The sequence below is a fragment of the Stenotrophomonas sp. STEN030 genome (assembly GCF_056759995.1).
Genome location: NZ_JBRREB010000042.1, coordinates 22,276 through 41,261, shown reverse-complemented (window position 1 = coordinate 41,261; position 18,986 = coordinate 22,276). Strand labels below are relative to the sequence as shown.

Sequence of the window (18,986 nt, the reverse complement as noted above, 5' to 3'; positions counted from 1 at the left end):
ACGGAGATCTTGTGGGAGCGGTGTCAGCCGAGAAGAGCGCAAAAATGATGTCACCAACATCACCGCAAACGGACGGGCAGCGCGCTTCGCGGGTGTGGGCGCGCCCACAAAACAGGAAAACCGATGCCAAGCGTTTGGCATCGGTTTTCGGGTGACTCAGCTGTTCAAGTGGAAAGCACTACCGAAACCACAAGGGCTTCAGCTCTCCGGCGTAGCCGCCTTGTAAACCGGCTCACCATCAACCCAGGTCGACAGCACCTTCAGGTCGTCTAGCTGGTCGGCAGCGACTTTCAGCGGGTCGCGATCCAGCACCACAAAGTCCGCACGCAGCCCGCGCTGCAGCTTGCCTACCTGCGCTTCATCATGGCCCGCCCAGGCTGCATCGCTGGTGAAACCACGCAGCGCTTCAGCGGCGCTCAGGCGCTGCTCCGGCTGCCAGCCACCCGGCGGCTGGCCGTCGCGGTCCTGGCGGGTGACGGCGGCATACAGGCCCAGACGCGGGTCGACCTGCTCCACCGGAAAGTCCGAGCCCAAGGCCAGCCGCGCACCGCTGTGCAGGAAGCGCTGCCAGGCATAGGCACCGAGGATGCGTTCCGGCCCGACCCGCTGCTCGGCCCAGCCCATGTCCGAGGTGGCGTGGGTCGGCTGCATCGAGGCGATCACGCCGAGCTTGGCGAAACGCGGGATATCCTGCAGCGACACCACCTGCGAGTGCTCGATGCGCCAGCGGTGATCCGCGCCCTTGTGCGAGCCCAGCACCTTTTCGTAGGTATCCAGCACGATGCGGTTGCCGCGGTCACCGATGGCGTGGGTGGCGACCTGCACCTTGCAGCCATCCGCCTTGCGCACCGCAACTTCGAATTCCTCCGGCGAGGTCATCAGCAAGCCGTGGTTATGCGGGTCGTCGCTATAAGCGGTGAGCAGGGCCGCGCCACGGCTGCCAAGCGCACCGTCCATGTACAGCTTGACCCCGCGCATCTGCAGGCGGCCACCGGGATGGGCGTACAGGCCGGTCTTGCACAGGTCCTCCAGCGCTTCATTGTTGCCATCGGCATAGGCGTCGATGCGCAACGGCAGCTTGCCCTGGTCGGCCAGACGCTTCATCAGCGTCAGGTCCTCGCGCGACACGCCCATGTCATGCACACCGGTCAGACCATTGCTGACCGCCGCCTGCAATGCTGCCTGCAGACGCTTTTCGCGCGAGGCATCGTCCAATGCCGGGATCTGCGAATAGACCAGCGAGGCCGCGCCATCGACCAGTACACCGCTAGGCTTGCCAGCGGCATCGCGAAGAATGCGCCCGCCTTCCGGCTGCCAGTCCCCGGACAGCGATTTGCCGGTCTTCTCGGCAATGCGGATGGCCGCGCTGTTTACCCAGCCGGCATGGCCATCGATGCGTTCCAGATACAGCGGCCGCTGCGGGAACGCCGCATCCAGATCTGCGGCAGTGGGGAAATCGGTGTTGTCCCAACGGTTCTGGTCCCAGCCACGACCCAGCAGCCATTCGCTGGGGGCCAGGGTTTTCTCGAAGGCCTTCAGCCGCTCCAACACTTCGCCACGATTGCGCGCACCGGTGAGGTCGGCCTGCATCAAGGTATTGCCCAGGCCCATGATGTGCGCGTGGGCATCGATCAGCCCCGGCACCACGGTCGCGGCGCCCACGTCGATGCGCGGTGCCTGCGGGTACAACTGCAGCAGCGCATCGGCGCTGCCCACATCCAATACCTTGCCGCTGTCACTGTCCCAGGCCATTGCGCCGACCACCGGCTGCGCCGGGTCGCCGGTGCGGATGGTATCGGCCACCAACAGCTTGACCTCGGCCTGGGCCGGGATTGCATGCAGGCAAGGGAGCAACAGGGCTACACAGGCAATACGACGCATCAGGCACTCTCCGCAACGGAATGCGTGGACTATGCCGTCATCGGTCCAGCCTGACAAACCGTGCCATGCACCTCATACGGGCAGAAACGCCCGCTGCGCTCAGTCGGCGCTTACATCCACGCGTACGCGGATCTGCTCGCCCGGGTGGTAATCGCGATGAGTGCGGTACTGCCGGCCAGCATATTCGTAGGTGACGTCGTAACCGTCCACCCGCTCGCTCTCGCTGCCATAACCGGTGGGCTCGCACACGCGTACGTCACCGCGCTGGTAGGTGGGGCGGGTGCTGGCCTCGTAGATGGCGCGACCGGCAGCGCCGCCAGCAATGGTGCCGACGGCGGTACCCAGGTAACGACCATCGCCGCCGCCGATACGGCTGCCGAGCACCGCACCAGCCAGGCCGCCGATCACTGTCGCCCACTGGCGACCGCTTTCGTTGCCCTGCCGGTACTGGCCGTTGTCGTAGCCACGCTGGTCATAGCCGTCATTTCGATAGCCATTGTTGTTGCCGTAGCCGTTGTTGCCATAACCGCCGGCCTGATAACCATTGTTGTTATCCACATAACCGCCATCGTTGCGCTCATAGCAGCGCTCGTTGCGGCCCTGGCTGCCGTTGACGATGACCGGATCCACCCGCACCACCCGCGCGTAGTCGTACACCGCACCGTTACCGGCGTTGTCGCCGCCGCGGTACTGGCCATTGTCATAGCGCGGGTCCGGCCGGTACTGGCCATCATCGTAAGAACCGTTGGGGCGGTATTGACCGTCGTCGTAACGCTGCGCGGAGGCATTGAAGGCCACCAGCCCACCGGCAATCAGGACAGCGGCAACAGCTAGCGATCGACTCATGGCAGCAACCACTCCGGCGGGAATGAGGACAAGGGATGAGCGATGCTCAGGCGCGACGGGTGAAACGATCCTGAACCAGCCCGGCCAGCGTTGCACGCCAACCGGGCCGGCCATCAATCAAGCGCTAATCAGGCCGAAAACTCGGTGTCCAGGCTGATCGGCACCGCGCTCAACGCCTTGGAGACCGGACAATTCTGCTTGGCGTCATCGGCAATTGCGCGAAACCGGGTCTCGTCCAGGCCCGGCACCACTGCCTTTACCTTGAGCCGGATCTGCGACAGCTGCGGGCCGCCCTCCATCGACAGGTCGACATCGGCACGGGTGTCCAACGAGGTCGGCGGAAAGCCGGCTTCACTGAGCTTGGCCGACAGCGCCATGGTGAAGCAGCCGGCATGTGCGGCAGCAATCAGTTCTTCGGGATTGGTGCCCTTCTCATCGCCGAAGCGGCTGTTGAACGCATAGCGGGTGTTCTCCATCAAACCGCTCTGCGGCGTACTCAAGCGGCCCTGCCCGGTCTTCAGATCGCCTTCCCAGTGTGCGGTGGCGTGACGCGAAATACCCATGGTCGAACTCCTCGTGGTGGATGACCCGGCCAGCCTAAACCACAGCGTGTTAGCGGTTTGTGCGCCGCAGCCAGCGGCGCAACGGCGTGCCCGCCGAGCGCGGGCAACACCGCGTTTGATCGCAGTCCTGCCCGGTTTTTGCATGACTTCCAGCACCAATTTGTTGTCCAAATACGTCCAGAACCAATTTTTATGGGCTTTTTCTTCGATTACCTATTGGCGTCACGCAATTCATGCCCTACATTTCGCTTGCCGACGGGGTCGGCACGACCAACAACCAACCGTTCACGGAACAGGAAATCATGGCAAAGACCGCTAAAAAGGCTGCCCCGAAGAAGGCAGTGAAGAAAGTAGCTACGAAGGCTGCAACCAAGGCTGCCGCAAAGCCGGCCGCACTGAAGCCGATCAAGGAAGCACTGACCAAGTCCGGTCTGGTTGCCCACATCGCTGAAGCCACCTCGGTCGCTGCCAAGGACGTGCGCGCTGTGTTCGCCGCTCTGGAAGGCGCCGTTGCCGCCTCGGTCAACAAGAAGGGCGCTGGCTCCTTCACCCTGCCGGGCCTGCTGAAGATCTCCACCGTGAGCGTTGCTGCCAAGCCGAAGCGCAAGGGCATCAACCCGTTCACCAAGGAAGAGCAGTGGTTTGCCGCCAAGCCGGCCACCACCAAGCTCAAGGTGCGTCCGCTCAAGAAGCTCAAGGACGCTGCGCTGTAATCAGCGCGCCCCTTGGCGAATGAACGGGACGGCTCTGCCGTCCCGTTTTTTTTGGCTCAACGGAAGATGGAAAACGTTCCCATGGGCCGCAGCGTTCCGCCTGTGGCATGGGAAAAACACTGGAACACAGCGTCATGGTCCAACGCCTCGTACCGGCGCCGGAGCGGGCCTATGGTGGCCACTCCCACCGCTTCCCCACGTAGTGTCCACCATGTCCATCAGCAAGCATCGCTACCGAATCTCCGTCACTCCGATCGAGACTGACGGCCAGCAGTGCAGCGGCCGTTGCTCGATCGAGTTCGAACAACGCAGCCAATACAACTGGATGCGCCAGCTGGAATCCGCGCAAGGCCTACGTCGACTGTCCTGCAATGAGGACGCCGGCGTGGTGGTTGTCACCGGCCTGCTGGAGACCCTGGCCGAATCGGCAGCCAAGCCCGACAGCCTGTTGAGCGCGCTGCAGCCGGAGCTAGGCCAGTTGCTGCACAAGCTCAAGCAGCTGCAGACGCCGGCGGAGTAAGGCGCTGGCAGCAAGCCGATCGGCCCTGCAGACCTCCAACGTCGTCGTAGGGGAGCGGAAGTCGCTTGCGCAGGCCAAGAGTAATATCGGCCCGCTCGCCTGAGCATCGCGACCGGAAAACAGCACTTCAAGCGTTGATATCGTACCGGTCCGCTCATCCGTCGCAGTGGCGCGGAGACCAGCCGGGCAGCACTTCCGTCCAATTGGACCGAGCCTGCTAATTAGCCGTTCACCCGATCCGGTTATCTTGCTAGTCCAACCTGCTGCCATCACCGAGTACACCCGATGAATCTGCGTTCCCTGCTTCTCCCCTGCATCGCCCTGCTCGCCATGGCCGGCAGCGCCCATGCCGCACCGCAGATCAACGGCAAGCAGTTGACCGTTGGCGCCGCCGATGTGCAGCAATACCTGGACGGCAGCTTCCCGCGCACTCAGAAGGCACTGGGCGGACTGCTGGCGCTGACCGTCAGCCAGCCACACCTGACCCTGCCACAGGGCAGCCGCCTGGACCTGGGCTTCAACCTGGCCATGGCCGCTGGCGGCTCGTCGATGCCGGTGGGCGATGTACAGATCAGCAGCGGCCTGCGTTATGACACGCAGACCCAGGGTTTTCATCTGGATCAGCCCACCGTTGATGGCTTCCGCCCCAGTGCTGGTGGTGGTGAGTTGGATTCAAGCACCCGCAGCCTGCTCAACAGCTGGCTGGCGGACTACGCACGCCGCGAGCCGATCTACAAGATCGACCCGGCCATCGCCAAGGTGATGGGCGTACTGCAGGTGAAATCGGTCGGCATCCAGAACGGCCGCATCGCGGTGGACTTCAACCAGAACCTGGGCAGCTTCGTGCCGCAGGGTTTGCTGGGCCGCTGACGCCACGTCGCCAAACTTGTCCAAGGCGAGCCGAATGTGGCTCGCCTTGAAGGGGTGCTGCGCCGCTCTCGGCTGAACGACCTCGCTGTCGTCGCCGCCCATCACAAAAACGGTCCGGCGACTTCGTTCCAGACCTGTGCCCCCAACGCTTCACGCCGCCAACGGCAACACCGGATCGTGCCGGCCATCCCTGCCCACGACAGCTTGACCATGCATGGGCAAAACAACCCGCATTGGCTCGGGCAATCGCCTTCGCAAGTGCTCCTGTCAGCCGACCCGACATGCGCGGTGCAGCGGCATGTGCCGATCAAATATCCCCGCAAGGCAACCATCAGGTCGCCGTTTCCTACAAACCGATTGCGCGCAACAGCCGCGCCCCTTTCGCGGGCGAATACCTGTCAGATTAACCCTGAAAATAAAGCAGGAAATCACCAGATAACCCCCAAACCCGCCAATATCAGAATTCGCAATTTGCGCCACCCCTGGCTTCAAAACAAACTCAAGCCCCACGAACTGAACGGAGCAGATTAATGAGTTGGTTTTATCTTGGGCTGGCGGTTGTTTTTGAAATTGCTGTTGCCATTGCGGCGGGAAAAGCCAATGGTTTCAGCAATGCCCGCTGGACGGCGATCACCCTGGCCGCTGGGGCTATCGCCACGTACTTTTTGAGCTTGGCCTTGCTGACCTTTGACGTAGGTGTTGGCTACGCATTGTGGACATCAATTGCCGGTGTAGGGATCGTGATCCTTGGAATCCTGTTCTTCGGACAACGCCTGAACTGGAAGAAGGTAATTGGAACCGGACTTGTGATTGGCGGAGTTGTCGGCCTACGTCTCAGCGGTGCCGCTTGATCCAGCACGCATCCAATATTTCGAAGGAAAAATAAAAATCATGAAAGATGAGCAAAGCAAGAGCCGCGCTTGGACCATGCTGTTGTTGGCCGGCCTGTTTGAAATAGGTTATGCGCTCAGCGTCGCTGGCAGCCAGGCATTTACCAGACTCGGCTGGTCAGCCTCCGCAATTATATTCTTCCTGCTTACATTGTATGCACTAAGCATGGCCCTCAAATCGATTGAAGTCGGGATCGGCTATGCGGTCTGGGCGGGTATCGGCTCGGTGGGTGCTGCATTGCTTGGCGGCATCCTGCTCAACCAAGCACTTACTTCGACCCAAGCTTTCTGGTTGGCGGTGATAATCATCGGCGTTGTCTGGTTGAAACTTTCTGATCGCGCACAGCCCAGCCCGGCACTTACCTGATTACGGCATTGCCGCGCCAGCGCGGCAATGTCTTCAGCTGACAGGCAAAAGGCCGATGAAAACAGAAACCAAAGCCATTTTTCTGCAACACATGGCACTCGCCGTTGAAAACGGAGTCAACCACGTTGCTGGTGGCGGCCTACCATTTGCGGCATTGGTAGTGGACCAAACCGGGAAAATAGTCGGCCGCGGCGTCAACCGGGTCAACCAGCGTAGTGATCCAACCGCCCATGCCGAAATTGAAGCCATTCGCGACGCCTGTGACCACCTCGATCGACCCTGGATTCATGCGGCATCCTTGCTGACCACCGCAGAACCCTGCGCACTTTGCCTGATAGCGGCTGCCCATTCCGGGATCACGTCGATCTATTTCGCGGTAGACCGCAATGAAGCGGCTCACCACGGCTTTGACTATCGCAACGATCAATATCAGGCGTCACCCCCACACCGGTGGTATCCGCCGATCAAGCTGGAGAAACTCACTGTCGCAAATCGATTGAATCCATTTCTGCTGTTTCAGGAACTCCGCTCCAAGCAGGGTCCGCCAGCACCCGATCAAACGCCTGTGTCGATGCAAACGGACACGTAACAGCTGCGCGGCAACTGGGGGGATTGTCATTGACCGCCCACATTCAAAACCACGCACCGCGGGGCCCGACAGCACGGCATCACCCACAACGGCACGTACATTTCCATAGTCAGGAAACGCGTTGAAACTGCAATCACTGATCTCCGCCATCACCGCCAGATCCAGCTCGACCCGCATTGCCATCGAAAGCAGTGACCACAGCTGGAGCTATGCGCAGTTGAACCAATGCCACCAAGACCTTCGGCAAATCCTGAAAAAGCAGAACCTCTACCCCGGCAGCCGCGTCGCCGTCATTGCTTCCAGCTCTCACGAAACCATCGCCTTGATGGTCGCTGTCGCCTCCCTCGGCCATACCCCCCTATTGATGTCACCAAGAATGGGCACAAGCGCGAGGGAAACAATCTACTTCAACAATCACATCTCGACCGAACTCTCGGCCAGCCCGCAGGGTTGCCAAGTCCGCGCCGTGGCTGCTTCGGGAAACCCGCCAGTAGCTGCACTCGACACAACAACTGCCACACTGCTGACCACCTCAGGCACAACCGGGACCCCAAAGGTGGTGAGCATTTCTGCCGACGGCCTGCAAAACTTCCTGCGGTGGGGAATCAAGCACTTCGACCTTGGCCGGGGCAGTCGTGTTATCAGCTACGCACCGTTCAACTTTGATCTCAGTCTGCTTGAAGTATGGGCAACGCTTGTGAGCGGGGCTACGATCCTGCTGACCAATCCGGACAAGGCAACCGACCCGGCCCATATTGGCGAACTGGTCCTTGGCAGAAGCCCGAGCCTGATCCAGGCGGTCCCCATGTTCTACCAGTTGCTCGCCGAGTACGCCGACCAACACCATTCTGCCAGCACTGCAAAGTGCCCGGACCACCTCATCAGCACCGGCGATGCAGCCAGTCGAACATTGCGCGAGCGGCTCGCCGTGCTTTTCCCGACCTCCATTTTCCACAACATCTACGGAAGCACAGAAACCAACAACAGCTTCATCTACAGCTGCTCCGCAGCATCATTCGCTCGTCAGCAAACCCTGCCTATTGGACAGCCGATCGGTGGCGTGCACTACCGGATTCTGGACAAGGATGATCGCGACGCTGGCGACCAGGTACGCGAAGGCCTGCTCTACACATCGACGCCGTTCATGTCCTCCGGATACACCGACGCGCAACTCAACCTCGACAGTTTCGTCCAACTCACCGGCGATGGACGCACCTACTTTCGCACTGGCGACAGGGTACGGCTGAACCAAGACGGGGAAATCCTGCTGCTCGGTCGCGAGGACTTCATCGTGAAGGTTCGCGGCGTACGCACCAACCTGTTGGACGTGGAAGCGGTGTTGTCCGGCTATCCGGGCGTCGTTCAGGCAATAACGATCCACCAAGACGACGAAGTAACCGGCAAGACCTTGCACGCGGTACTGCAAATGCAGCCTGGCCAGTCGCTCGACGCCCTGGAGATACGTCGCTTCTGTGCATCACGACTGCCCCATACCGCTATCCCTCGCACCTTCCGTAGCACCGATGGAAAGCTGCCGACAACCTCAACCGGCAAACCGGACCGGTTCGCCATCACCTCGCTCTTCTCGCCAAGGAAGAAAGATGCCTCTCATTAAAAAAATAACCAATTTCATCATCGAAGAACTGGTTGCGGACGACCTCGAAGACCTCCCTCATGATTACGACATCGTTGCAACCGGCCTGATCGACAGCCTCTCATTGGTGAGACTGGTCAGTTGGGTCGAAGGTGAATTCGACATCAGTACTGCAAGCATCGACCTGGCTCCTGCGGACTTTGCGACGGTCGAAAAGATCGGCCACTTCATCAAACTCCACTCCTCCAGCGCTACCTGACTCCAAACCGCTCCCAACGAAAGGAAGCCACCATGTTTCAACGCAAGAAGAACGAAATCACCCCCGTCGAGTGGGGCAACGGCACCAGCCATCGCTTGCTGACAGCCGCTGACAAGATGGGATTCACCGTTGCCCACACCATCGTCAATGCAGGCACTGAATCAAAGCTGCAATATCGCCGCCATCTCGAAGCATGCTACTGCATCGGCGGTAGCGGTGAGGTCAGCTCTGCCGACGGAAGCAAGGTGCTCGATATCCGGCCAGGCACCATCTATGCGCTGGATCAACATGACGCGCATCTGCTGCGCGCCAGCGACCATGAAAATCTGGAACTGATCAGCATTTTCAATCCCGCGCTGGATGGGAAGGAACACCACGTTCTGGATGAAAGCGGCTTTTCCCAGTACTGAGCAAGGAGCAACCACAATATGTCCATGGATGACATACATGCCTACGTTGGCGCAGCGCAAACACTGCACAACGAAAATCAACCCTTCCCATTCGAGCAATGGCGCCACCTCTCAGACAGCGGCCTGTTCAGCGCTGCAATCAACGAAGCTACCAGTGCTGCGGAGAGACTACAGGCTACTGTCCGTAGTTTTGAAAGACTTGGTGAGGGACAAGGCGAGCCAGGTCTGAATTTTTCCGCGGCAACGCATCTGGCCAGCACCATAATCCCATTGCTCAACTTCGGCTCAAGCGAACTGAAGCAACGCTACCTCGCAGACCTTGGCGCTGGCAACCTCATCGGCGCTCACGCGATCAGCGAACCCGAAGCGGGCTCGGATGCACTCGGCATGACCACTCGCGCTGAACAGAACGCGGAGTCCTACGTATTGAATGGCAGCAAGGCGTTCGTGACCAACGGCCCGGTTGCCGATGTCATCGTCATATATGCCAAGACCCGACCCGGGCGACACGCTGACAGCGTCAGCGCCTTTCTGGTCGACAGCAACAACCCCGGGCTCCGGCGGGGTCCACCATTGGCAAAGGCGGGCCTTGCGACGTCACCCTTGGGGACGCTTCATCTAGAGAACTGCCAGATCCATCGCAGCCAGATGCTTGGCCGGGAAGGTGCCGGTTTCATGATCCTGAGCCATGTGATGAAGCACGAAATCCTCTATTGCTTCAGCGCCATCACCGGAGAGATGCACAAGCGGATCGAGAGAACCCGCCGGTTTGCGCGCCAGCGCAGGCAGTTTGGCCATCCCATCGGCTCCTTCCAGTCCGTGAGCAACAAGATCGCCAACATGAAGATCAACTACGAGCTCTCCCGTAACTGGTTGCATTCGATTACCGACAAGCTTGCCGCGGGAAAGGACGTAACCATGGACATCGCCATCGCCAAGGTATTCGTCAGCGAGAGCTCGCTCAAGTCCGCGATCGATGCACTCGACATCCACGGCGGCCAGGGCTTCCTGTCAGCAACCGGGCTCAGCAACGATGTATGCAATGCGCTGGCCAGCAGCACCTATTCCGGCACGAACGATATACAACGGGGACGTATTGCTGCCCTGCTTGGCGTCCAGGCAACGGCGAAAGCTAAATCAAACAGGGGTCAGGCACATGCTTGATCAGACAAGCGAGGCACTGAGCAGATTCGTCGAAGCGCATTGCGCACAAGCACGCACATCCTCGGAAAAGGCTTGTCGCCTCTATTACGCCGTCAGGGACCAGATCAACTACGAAATATTCAACGTCGCCATGGATGAAGCCTCGCTCAATCCGGCACGCATCATTGAGAGCGGCCGGGGTTTTTGTCTGCACAAGGCGATCCTGTTCACCTCTGCCTGTCGTGAAGCGGGTATTTACAGTCGCCTGCTCGCCTCCAAGGTGCGCAACCATGTCTCCTCACCGGCAATAAGCGCCTTGGTCGCCGGCGACGTTTTCTTGCACTGGTATGCCGAAATACTGATCGAAGGTGTCTGGCTAAAGGTTTCGCCAACGTTCAACCGCAATCTCTGCAAGCTGTATGGCTTCCGGCCCTTGGACTTCAACGGAGGCGGCGATGCGATCAATCACGACAATGGCAATGGTGAAACCATGCAGTATCTGGGCGTTCCATACGTGCTTGATGCCCCGAAGCATGGCGAAATCATCCAGCTGATCGCCGCTCACCATCCCGACATGGTCAATAGTTCCCTGACAGTACCCCCGAATAGAACCATATCACCGCAACTGCCAGCCACAAGCCCCGGCCCTGACGCACCAAAGCAAGGATGATTCTCATGTCACTATCGCAGATCGGCTTCAACCAGGATGGTTGGAACCATGGGCTTCGCATTGGTGTCGTCGTCCCTCACGCCGATGTGGGGCCAGAGGCGGAAATGCAGGCAATGGCTACCGGTGCCGCGACCATCCACGGGGCCCGGCTGAGGTTCTCAGCAATGCGAAACAGGGGCGAAATGGACCCGAAGATTCCGCATGGGCCGGTTGAATCCTTCACCCAGCCCCCTGTACTTGACGCGCTTGTAGAGGACCTGGGTCAGTCGCCACTGGACGCCATTGCCTTGGCCTTCACCAGTTCCGCCTACAAACATGGACCCGCTGGAGAACGTGCGTTGCTGCGACGCCTGCAACTGCGCGTGCCCAGCATCCCGATGGTATCCACCTGCAACGCTGTACAACTGGCGGCCAAGGTTTTGCGAGCAAAACGACTGGCTATTGTGAATCCCCCCTGGTTCGACTCCGCCCTCGATGGCTTGAGCCGCAGCTACTTCGAGGCTGCTGGCCTCAGCGTTGTCCATCACGCTCCCGCGGGAATCACCAGCGGACAAAAACACATCACGCAGGAGAACATGTATGCATGGGTGTGCAAGGTGATCGAACGCAGTTCTCCTGACGTTGTATTCATTGCGGGGAATGGACAACGTGCCGTCGGCATAATCCAGGCGGTTGAGTCCCACACGCAGAGCACGCTATTGACTGCAAACCAGGTGCTACTGTGGGCCTCGGCCAAAGCGGCCGGCAGAAAACTGGACGCGCCTCGCTACGGCCGCCTGTTCAACTGCTAGCTCCGGCCTGCGCCGAACAGGTGTTCAACAAGGAGATGGAGGGAGCCGTCGATTCAGCTCCCCCCATTTCCAAGGAGTCCAGGCGGAGCTCAAGCAACTGCTGAGAACCACCAGCGCAGCGTGAAGATGATCCGGTTGCCGGAGATCAACCCTGCATTTCCTGTGTACGCCCGCTCAGCGCTTCGGCTGCAGCATCGTGCCGGTGCACTTGGGCGAGCCGCAACGGCATTCCCAGATCTTCTTCAGGCGCGGCGTGTGACGCTCGGCCAAGGTGATGCCGTAGTTGTAGGTCAGCTCTTCGCCGGCCTTGATATCGCGGATGGCTTCGATGAACACCTTGTCGGCGGTACGGTCGTCGCCTTCGGCCTCTTCGATCATCGCCTCGCAGCTCGGATCGCAGCTGTGGTTGATCCAGCGTGCATCGTTGCCCTTGTAGTTGGCATCGATGACGTAATCGTCATTCAGGGTGAACAGGAAGGTGTGTCCGGTTTCCACATCACCCGCATCGTCTGCGTCCACTTCGGCATGGGTACGGCGCTTGCCCTTGTATTCGATGACACGCTCGCCCTTCTTGATTGCGGCCACGGCGAACACGCCGTTGCCGTGGATGGAGGATTTGCGCGCCTGGATCTTCTTGGGCATGTACATGGCCGGGACTTGAGTGAGGCGGTGATTCTCGCCCATCGGGAAGGACAACCCAAGCGGGGATTGGTATCCGGCAAAAGCCAGACACCCAGCGCACGCCGCTGCGGACACCCGTTCCTTGTAGGAGCGGCGTCAGCCGCGAAGCCGATAACGGCTGCGGACCAAACTCAATGCAGTCCAAGGGTATCTGAGCCAGCGGCTGCCCCGCCCCCCGCTCCCGCCTTCGGCATCCCCTCCCGCGAGGAGAGAGGGACCAGCTGCAGCCCACGATTGACTGGGGTTTCACCACCTGAACAGCAAAACTTGGCCCTCCCGACGAGAAAGCGTACAATTTTGGTCCACATTGATTCCCCGCCCCCGCAATGCTCCGCGTCACCAAGCTCACCGATTACGCCACCGTCGTCCTGACCGTGCTAGCCGCACGACCAGCCGAAGTGTTGAGCGCGACCGATCTGGCTGAAGCCGCCGGATTGGAGCCGCCCACCGTCAGCAAGCTGCTCAAGCCGCTGGCCCAAGCTGGTCTGGTGGAAGGCCTGCGTGGCGTGCACGGCGGTTACCGGCTGACCCGCCCGGCCTCCGAGATCACCCTGATCGAGATCCTGGAAGCGATGGAAGGCCCCTTGGCCATCACCGAGTGCAGCCAGGAACAAAGCCAGTGCGGCCTTGCCGGGCAGTGCGGTGTGCGCTCCAACTGGCGGCTTATCAATGACGTGGTTTCCGATGCCCTGCGCGGCGTCACCCTCGCGCAGATGCTGCACCCCTTACCGCTTGCCGACCGTCGACGCATCAGCGCCGACGTCGTCTCCTGAACAACCGTAGGCAGCCCTAATGGCCACCGAAATCATCGAACCGGTCGACACCGTCGACAGCCCGAACCGTGAAATCCATGAGCAGCTGGGTCGTAAATACGACGCAGGCTTCGTCACGCTGATCGAATCCGAATCGTTCCCCCCCGGCCTGGACGAGGACGTCATCCGTGCGCTCTCGGCCAAGAAGGAAGAGCCCGAGTGGATGACGCAGTGGCGCCTGGACGCTTACCGCCACTTCCTGACCATGCGCCAGCCGGACTGGGCAAAGCTCGAGATCGCGCCGATCGACCTGCAGGCGCTGAGCTACTTCTCCGCGCCCAAGGGCCCGAAGTACCAGTCGCTGGACGAAGTGCCCAAGGAACTGCTGGACACCTACGAAAAGCTCGGCGTGCCGTTGCATGAGCGGGCGAAGCTGGCCGGCGTAGCGGTGGATGCGGTATTCGATTCGGTCTCGGTCGGTACTACTTTCCGCAAAGAACTGGCCGACAAGGGCGTGATCTTCTGCTCCATCTCCGAAGCCATCCGCGAATACCCGGAACTGGTACGCAAGTACCTGGGCTCGGTAGTGCCGGTTGGCGACAACTATTTCGCCGCGCTCAACTCGGCGGTGTTCTCCGACGGCAGCTTCGTGTTCGTGCCGGCCGGCGTGCGCAGCCCGATGGAGCTGAGCACCTATTTCCGCATCAATGCCAGCAATACCGGGCAGTTCGAGCGCACCCTGATCATCTGCGAAGACAAGGCATACGTCTCGTATCTGGAAGGCTGCACCGCGCCGATGCGTGATGAGAACCAGCTGCACGCCGCGGTGGTTGAGCTGGTGGCGCTGGAAGATGCCGAGATCAAATATTCGACCGTGCAGAACTGGTACCCGGGCGATGAGAACGGCGTCGGCGGCATCTACAACTTCGTCACCAAGCGTGCCGAATGCCGTGGTGCACGTGCCAAGGTGACCTGGACCCAGGTGGAAACAGGCTCGGCCATCACCTGGAAGTACCCGTCCTGCGTGCTGCTGGGCGACGACTCGGTGGGTGAATTCCACTCGGTGGCGTTGACCCATCATCGTCAGCAGGCCGATACCGGCACCAAGATGATCCACATCGGCAAGCGCACCAAGAGCAAGATCATCTCCAAGGGCATCAGCGCCGGGCGTGGCCAGAACACCTATCGCGGGCTGGTCCGCGTGGATCGCGGCGCCGAAGGCGCGCGCAACTACACCCAGTGCGACTCGCTGCTGATCGGCAAGAAATGTGGCGCCCACACCTTCCCCTACATCGAGGTGAAGAACCCCAGCGCCACCGTCGAACACGAGGCCACCACCTCCAAGATTTCCGACGACCAGCTGTTCTATTGCCGCGCCCGCGGCATCGACCAGGAAAACGCGGTGTCGATGATCGTCGACGGCTTCTGCAAGCAGGTATTCAAGGAACTGCCGATGGAGTTCGCGGTGGAAGCCAAGAAGCTGCTGGAAGTATCGCTGGAAGGATCGGTCGGATGAGCCGCCTGCCGCTGCTCCTGCTGGCCGTGCTGCCGTTCGCAGCCTCTGCCGCGTCACCGGGCAAGGCCTGCGACGATGCCCGCACCCAGCTGGATATCAACGAGTGTGCGGCGGCGGAAGCCACCGCCGCCGACGCCGAGCTCAACGCCGTGTACCGGCAGGTGATGCAGAAGCTGCAGGGCCAGCAGGTCGCCATCGACAAGCTGCGCGCCGCCCAGCGCCTGTGGATCCCACTGCGCGATGCGGACATCGAAGCGCGCTACCCGGTTGGCAAGGACGAGAACCCGCGTGTCCTGTACGGCTCGATGTACCCGATGCTGTATTCGGCCAACAAGGCTGAACTGACCCGCAAGCGCACCCAGTGGCTGCGCGCCACCTTCCTCGATCGCGCCGAAGGCGAGCTCTGATCGCCCCGCACCCCACATATTGAAGAACGCACCCTCATGCTGAAGATCGAAAACCTCCACGCAAGCATCGGCGACAAGGAAATCCTCAAGGGTCTGTCGCTGCAAGTGAAGCCGGGCGAAGTGCACGCCATCATGGGCCCGAACGGCGCCGGCAAGTCCACCCTCGGCAATGTCCTGTCCGGCCGCGACGGCTATGACGTCACCGCTGGCAGCGTGCAGTTCGAAGATGGCGACCTGCTGGAACTGGCCCCGGAAGAACGCGCCGCTGCCGGCCTGTTCCTGGCCTTCCAGTACCCGGTGGAAATCCCCGGCGTCAACAACACCTACTTCCTGCGTGCCGCACTCAATGCACAGCGCAAGGCACGCGGCGAAGAAGAACTGGACTCGATGCAGTTCCTCAAGCTGGTCCGGCAGAAGCTGGCCGTGCTGCACCTGAAAGACGAGTTGCTGCACCGTGGCGTCAACGAAGGCTTCTCCGGTGGTGAGAAGAAGCGCAACGAGATCTTCCAGCTGGCCGTGCTCGAGCCGAAGCTGGCGATCCTGGACGAAACCGACTCCGGCCTGGACATCGATGCACTGAAGAGCGTCGCCGATGGCGTCAACGCGCTGCGTTCGCCGGAGCGTTCGTTCCTGGTCATCACCCATTACCAGCGTCTGCTCGACTACATCAAGCCGGACGTGGTGCATGTGCTGGCCGACGGCCGCATCGTCAAGACCGGTGGCCCGGAACTGGCGCTGGAGCTGGAAGCGCACGGTTATGACTTCCTGAAGGACCGCGTGGTCCGCGAGGCGGCCAAGTAATGAGCGCTCTTCTGGAGTCGTTGCGCGAATCCTTCGCAACAGCCCGCACATCCATGTGCGGGGATTCAACGAAAATCGCCGAACGGGAGTCGATTCTTGAGGCCGCGCTCAAGACCGGCCTGCCCGCCGCCCGCAACGAGGCCTGGAAGTACACCTCGCTGCGCCAGCTTGAGCGCCGCAGCTTCACCGCTGCACCGCTGCAGGCCCCGGACATCGATACCGCGCTGCTGGCTGACATCCCGTCGCCGCGCCTGGTCTTCGTCAATGGTCGACATAGCGCTGCGTTGAGCGATCTGTCGTCGCTGGATGCAGGCGTGCAGGTGCGTACGCTGTCTGCCGTGCAGGCCGAAGAGCCCGAGGCACTGCGTTTCCTCGGCCGTCGCTTCGAGCGCGCCGATGAGGTGTTCGCCCAACTCAATGCCGCACTCGCCGATGAGGGCGTGCTTGTACAGGTCGCCGACGGCATCATCAGCGAAACGCCGCTACATCTGGTGTTCATCAGCGCCGCTGATTCCAGCGATCACGCCTGGCATCACCGCCACCTGATCGAGCTGCGCCGTGGCGCCGTGTTCGGTCTGGTCGAGCATCACCTGCAGGCTGGCGACAGCGCGCACCTGGACAACACTCTGGTGCACGTCCACGTCGCCCAGGATGCGGTGCTGTCACATGCCCGCGTACAGGCCGACAGTGCACGTGCCACCTCGCTGCTGCGCACCGATGCGGTGCTGGCGCGCGATGCGCAGTACCGCCGCATCGACCTGGAACTGGGTGCTGCATTGAGCCGTCATGAGCTCAACGTGCGTCTGGAGGGTGACAACGCCAAGCTGACCGCCAATGGCGTGCTGCTGGGTACCGGTCGTCGCCATATCGATACCCGTCTGGGCATCGAGCACATCGCCAAGAACACCAGCGCCGAACTGGTCTGGCGCGGCGTTGCCGCGAACCGCAGCCGCGTGGTCTTCCATGGCGGCATCGGTATCCGCGAGGGCGCCGATGGCACCGACGCCAACCTGTCCAACAAGAACCTGCTGCTGTCGGCCGATGCCGAGATCGACACCCAGCCGACGCTGGTGATCGATGCCGACGAGGTCAAGGCAGCGCACGGCGCTACCGTTGGCCAGCTCGACGCCAATGCGCTGTTCTACCTGCGCACGCGCGGCGTGCCAGCCGAACAGGCGCGCGCCATGCTCAGCGCGGCGTTCTGCCACGAACCGCTGGCAGCCGTGGAAGGCGTCCTCACCGAAAAGCTGGCCCGCCACTTGGACCAGGCACTGCAACAGGCAGGCATGGCATGAATCTCAGTTCCCCGCGTCCGATCCACCACCCGGCCACCGCCCCCGACTGGGAGCGCGTGCGCGCCGACTTCCCGCTGCTGATGCGCGAAGTCAACGGCAAGCCGCTGGTGTATTTCGACAATGCCAACACCGCGCAGAAGCCGCTGTCGGTGATCGGCGCGGTGGACGAGTTCTACCGCCGTTACAACGCCAACGTCAGCCGTGCTGTGCACGCGCTTGGCACCGAAGCCACCGACGCCTACGAAGGCGCACGCACCAAGCTGGCACGCTTCCTCAACGTGCGCAGCGATGAGCTGGTGTTGTGCAGCGGCACCACCTTTGCGATCAATCTGGTCGCGTACTCGTGGGCATTGCCGCGTTTGAAGGCTGGCGATGTGATCCTGGTATCGCGCATGGAGCACCACGCCAACATCGTGCCGTGGCAGCTGGTCGCCGAGCGTACCGGCGCCAGCATCCGCGTGGCCGAGATCAGCCCCGATGGCAGCCTCGATCTGGACGCGCTGCATGCAGCGATGACCCCGGAAGTGAAACTGCTGGCGCTGACCCATGTATCCAACGTACTAGGCACGATCAACCCGGTGCGCGAGATCTGCCGCGAAGCCCGCAAGCGCGGCATCGTCACCGTGATCGACGGCTCGCAGGCCGCGCCGCACCTTAGCGTGGACGTGGCAGCGATCGGCTGCGACTTCTATGCCGTTACCGGCCACAAGATGTGCGGCCCGACCGGCACCGGCGCGCTGTGGGCTCGCCGTGAGCACCTGCAGGACATGCCGCCGTTCCTCGGCGGTGGCGAGATGATCAAGGAAGTCAGCTTCGACGGCACCGTGTTCAACGATGCCCCGCACAAATTCGAAGCCGGCACCCCAAACATCGCCGGTTTCATCGGTCTGGGTGTGGCGGTGGATTACCTGGAGGCGCTGGGTCGCGAACATATCGAAGCCCGCGAACAGGAACTGCTGGCTCACTTCACCGAAGAACTGCAGCGTGTTGAAGGCCTGCGCATCTTCGGCACCGCCCCGAACAAGGCTGCGGTGGTGTCGTTCCAGATCGAAGGCGCGCATGCGCACGACCTGGCGACCCTGCTCGACCTGCAAGGCGTTGCCGTGCGCTCCGGCCAGCACTGCGCACACCCGCTGCTGCAGTACTACGGCGTAGCGGCCACCTGCCGCGCCTCGCTGGCGTTCTACAACACGCATGAAGAGATCGAATCCTTCATGACGGCGTTGAAGAAAGTGCGCACCCTGCTGGGTTGAGCTGCGGCTTTGTGTTTGTGGGAACGGCGTAAGCCGTGAAGCCGATAACACCTCGGATCAAAATCCCAACAGCAGAAGCGCCCTCACCCCAACCCCTCTCCCGTAAACGGGAGAGGGGCTACGACGCAACACTGAGTGGCGGAATGATTGTGGGAGCGGCGTAAGCCGCGAAGCA

At 61.3% G+C, this 18,986-nt stretch carries 23 protein-coding genes; 19 read left to right on the top strand and 4 right to left on the bottom strand.

From position 1 onward, the window contains the following. Window positions 1-198: 198 nt before the first annotated feature. From ACVOLR_RS14735 to ACVOLR_RS14725, 3 genes are all read right to left on the bottom strand, one after another. Complete coding sequence (locus ACVOLR_RS14735) at window positions 199-1,881, bottom strand: amidohydrolase (RefSeq protein ID WP_481537084.1); 1,683 nt, start codon at window positions 1,879-1,881, stop codon at window positions 199-201. Window positions 1,882-1,980: 99 nt separating this feature from the next. Further along, window positions 1,981-2,727, bottom strand: coding sequence for a glycine zipper 2TM domain-containing protein (locus ACVOLR_RS14730; RefSeq protein ID WP_481537083.1), 747 nt, complete (start codon window positions 2,725-2,727; stop codon window positions 1,981-1,983). Between the two features lie 128 nt (window positions 2,728-2,855). Next, window positions 2,856-3,290: an OsmC family protein gene (locus tag ACVOLR_RS14725; protein ID WP_313494450.1), complete on the bottom strand. Its 435-nt coding sequence runs from the start codon at window positions 3,288-3,290 to the stop codon at window positions 2,856-2,858. A gap of 302 nt (window positions 3,291-3,592) precedes the next feature. On the opposite strand from ACVOLR_RS14725, the gene ACVOLR_RS14720 reads away from it, so the two are divergent. The 13 genes from ACVOLR_RS14720 (at window position 3,593) to ACVOLR_RS14660 (ending at window position 12,106) form a co-directional block, all read left to right on the top strand. After that, on the top strand, window positions 3,593-4,003 hold the full coding sequence (locus ACVOLR_RS14720) for an HU family DNA-binding protein (protein ID WP_481508646.1): 411 nt from the start codon (window positions 3,593-3,595) through the stop codon (window positions 4,001-4,003). A 211-nt stretch (window positions 4,004-4,214) separates the two neighbouring features. Further along, the gene (locus ACVOLR_RS14715) at window positions 4,215-4,523 is read left to right on the top strand and encodes a DUF3861 family protein (protein WP_481537082.1); all 309 of its coding nucleotides are present in this window, start codon (window positions 4,215-4,217) and stop codon (window positions 4,521-4,523) included. 285 nt (window positions 4,524-4,808) lie between these two features. After that, window positions 4,809-5,393: a YceB family lipoprotein gene (locus tag ACVOLR_RS14710; RefSeq protein ID WP_481537081.1), complete on the top strand. Its 585-nt coding sequence runs from the start codon at window positions 4,809-4,811 to the stop codon at window positions 5,391-5,393. Window positions 5,394-5,429: 36 nt separating this feature from the next. Next, window positions 5,430-5,924: a hypothetical protein gene (locus ACVOLR_RS14705; RefSeq protein WP_481537080.1), complete on the top strand. Its 495-nt coding sequence runs from the start codon at window positions 5,430-5,432 to the stop codon at window positions 5,922-5,924. Further along, window positions 5,924-6,244, top strand: a complete 321-nt coding sequence (locus ACVOLR_RS14700; RefSeq protein ID WP_481537079.1) for a DMT family transporter — start codon at window positions 5,924-5,926, stop codon at window positions 6,242-6,244. The genes ACVOLR_RS14705 and ACVOLR_RS14700 overlap by 1 nt, the downstream gene beginning before the upstream one ends. Beyond that, on the top strand, window positions 6,204-6,650 hold the full coding sequence (locus ACVOLR_RS14695) for a DMT family transporter (RefSeq protein WP_481537078.1): 447 nt from the start codon (window positions 6,204-6,206) through the stop codon (window positions 6,648-6,650). Before ACVOLR_RS14700 ends, ACVOLR_RS14695 begins: the two co-directional genes overlap by 41 nt. Before the next feature lie 55 nt (window positions 6,651-6,705). Further along, the gene (locus ACVOLR_RS14690; RefSeq protein ID WP_481537077.1) at window positions 6,706-7,239 is read left to right on the top strand and encodes a nucleoside deaminase; all 534 of its coding nucleotides are present in this window, start codon (window positions 6,706-6,708) and stop codon (window positions 7,237-7,239) included. Between the two features lie 121 nt (window positions 7,240-7,360). Next, complete coding sequence (locus ACVOLR_RS14685; RefSeq protein ID WP_481537076.1) at window positions 7,361-8,854, top strand: AMP-binding protein; 1,494 nt, start codon at window positions 7,361-7,363, stop codon at window positions 8,852-8,854. Continuing rightward, the gene (locus tag ACVOLR_RS14680) at window positions 8,841-9,092 is read left to right on the top strand and encodes a phosphopantetheine-binding protein (protein ID WP_481537075.1); all 252 of its coding nucleotides are present in this window, start codon (window positions 8,841-8,843) and stop codon (window positions 9,090-9,092) included. The genes ACVOLR_RS14685 and ACVOLR_RS14680 overlap by 14 nt, the downstream gene beginning before the upstream one ends. Before the next feature lie 32 nt (window positions 9,093-9,124). Next, window positions 9,125-9,502, top strand: coding sequence for an ectoine synthase (locus tag ACVOLR_RS14675; RefSeq protein ID WP_481537074.1), 378 nt, complete (start codon window positions 9,125-9,127; stop codon window positions 9,500-9,502). A gap of 18 nt (window positions 9,503-9,520) precedes the next feature. Further along, window positions 9,521-10,666 (top strand): acyl-CoA dehydrogenase family protein, encoded by a 1,146-nt coding sequence (locus ACVOLR_RS14670; RefSeq protein WP_481537073.1) that lies wholly within the window; start codon window positions 9,521-9,523, stop codon window positions 10,664-10,666. Beyond that, a complete protein-coding gene (locus ACVOLR_RS14665; protein ID WP_481537072.1) occupies window positions 10,659-11,315 on the top strand; it encodes a transglutaminase-like domain-containing protein in 657 nt (218 codons plus the stop codon). The genes ACVOLR_RS14670 and ACVOLR_RS14665 overlap by 8 nt, the downstream gene beginning before the upstream one ends. A 5-nt stretch (window positions 11,316-11,320) precedes the next feature. Next, on the top strand, window positions 11,321-12,106 hold the full coding sequence (locus ACVOLR_RS14660; RefSeq protein WP_481537071.1) for a maleate cis-trans isomerase family protein: 786 nt from the start codon (window positions 11,321-11,323) through the stop codon (window positions 12,104-12,106). 174 nt (window positions 12,107-12,280) lie between these two features. On the opposite strand, the gene ACVOLR_RS14655 is transcribed toward ACVOLR_RS14660, so the two are convergent. Then, on the bottom strand, window positions 12,281-12,748 hold the full coding sequence (locus tag ACVOLR_RS14655; protein ID WP_303749196.1) for an SET domain-containing protein: 468 nt from the start codon (window positions 12,746-12,748) through the stop codon (window positions 12,281-12,283). Window positions 12,749-13,113: 365 nt separating this feature from the next. Between ACVOLR_RS14655 and ACVOLR_RS14650 the strand changes: the two genes are divergently transcribed. Genes ACVOLR_RS14650 through ACVOLR_RS14625 form a run of 6 tightly spaced genes read left to right on the top strand, consistent with a single transcriptional unit; the run spans window position 13,114 to window position 18,811 of the window. Next, window positions 13,114-13,560: an SUF system Fe-S cluster assembly regulator gene (locus tag ACVOLR_RS14650; RefSeq protein WP_057627263.1), complete on the top strand. Its 447-nt coding sequence runs from the start codon at window positions 13,114-13,116 to the stop codon at window positions 13,558-13,560. 19 nt (window positions 13,561-13,579) lie between these two features. Further along, window positions 13,580-15,055, top strand: coding sequence for a Fe-S cluster assembly protein SufB (sufB, locus tag ACVOLR_RS14645; protein ID WP_481516064.1), 1,476 nt, complete (start codon window positions 13,580-13,582; stop codon window positions 15,053-15,055). Further along, window positions 15,052-15,462 carry a lysozyme inhibitor LprI family protein gene (locus ACVOLR_RS14640; protein ID WP_481529809.1) on the top strand — a complete coding sequence of 137 codons (411 nt, stop codon included), beginning with the start codon at window positions 15,052-15,054 and terminating at the stop codon, window positions 15,460-15,462. The genes sufB and ACVOLR_RS14640 overlap by 4 nt, the downstream gene beginning before the upstream one ends. A gap of 36 nt (window positions 15,463-15,498) precedes the next feature. Further along, window positions 15,499-16,263 carry a Fe-S cluster assembly ATPase SufC gene (gene sufC, locus ACVOLR_RS14635; protein WP_481537070.1) on the top strand — a complete coding sequence of 255 codons (765 nt, stop codon included), beginning with the start codon at window positions 15,499-15,501 and terminating at the stop codon, window positions 16,261-16,263. After that, window positions 16,263-17,558 carry a Fe-S cluster assembly protein SufD gene (sufD, locus tag ACVOLR_RS14630; protein ID WP_481537069.1) on the top strand — a complete coding sequence of 432 codons (1,296 nt, stop codon included), beginning with the start codon at window positions 16,263-16,265 and terminating at the stop codon, window positions 17,556-17,558. The genes sufC and sufD overlap by 1 nt, the downstream gene beginning before the upstream one ends. After that, on the top strand, window positions 17,555-18,811 hold the full coding sequence (locus ACVOLR_RS14625; RefSeq protein WP_481537068.1) for a cysteine desulfurase: 1,257 nt from the start codon (window positions 17,555-17,557) through the stop codon (window positions 18,809-18,811). The genes sufD and ACVOLR_RS14625 overlap by 4 nt, the downstream gene beginning before the upstream one ends. The last annotated feature ends 175 nt before the right edge of the window (window positions 18,812-18,986 follow it).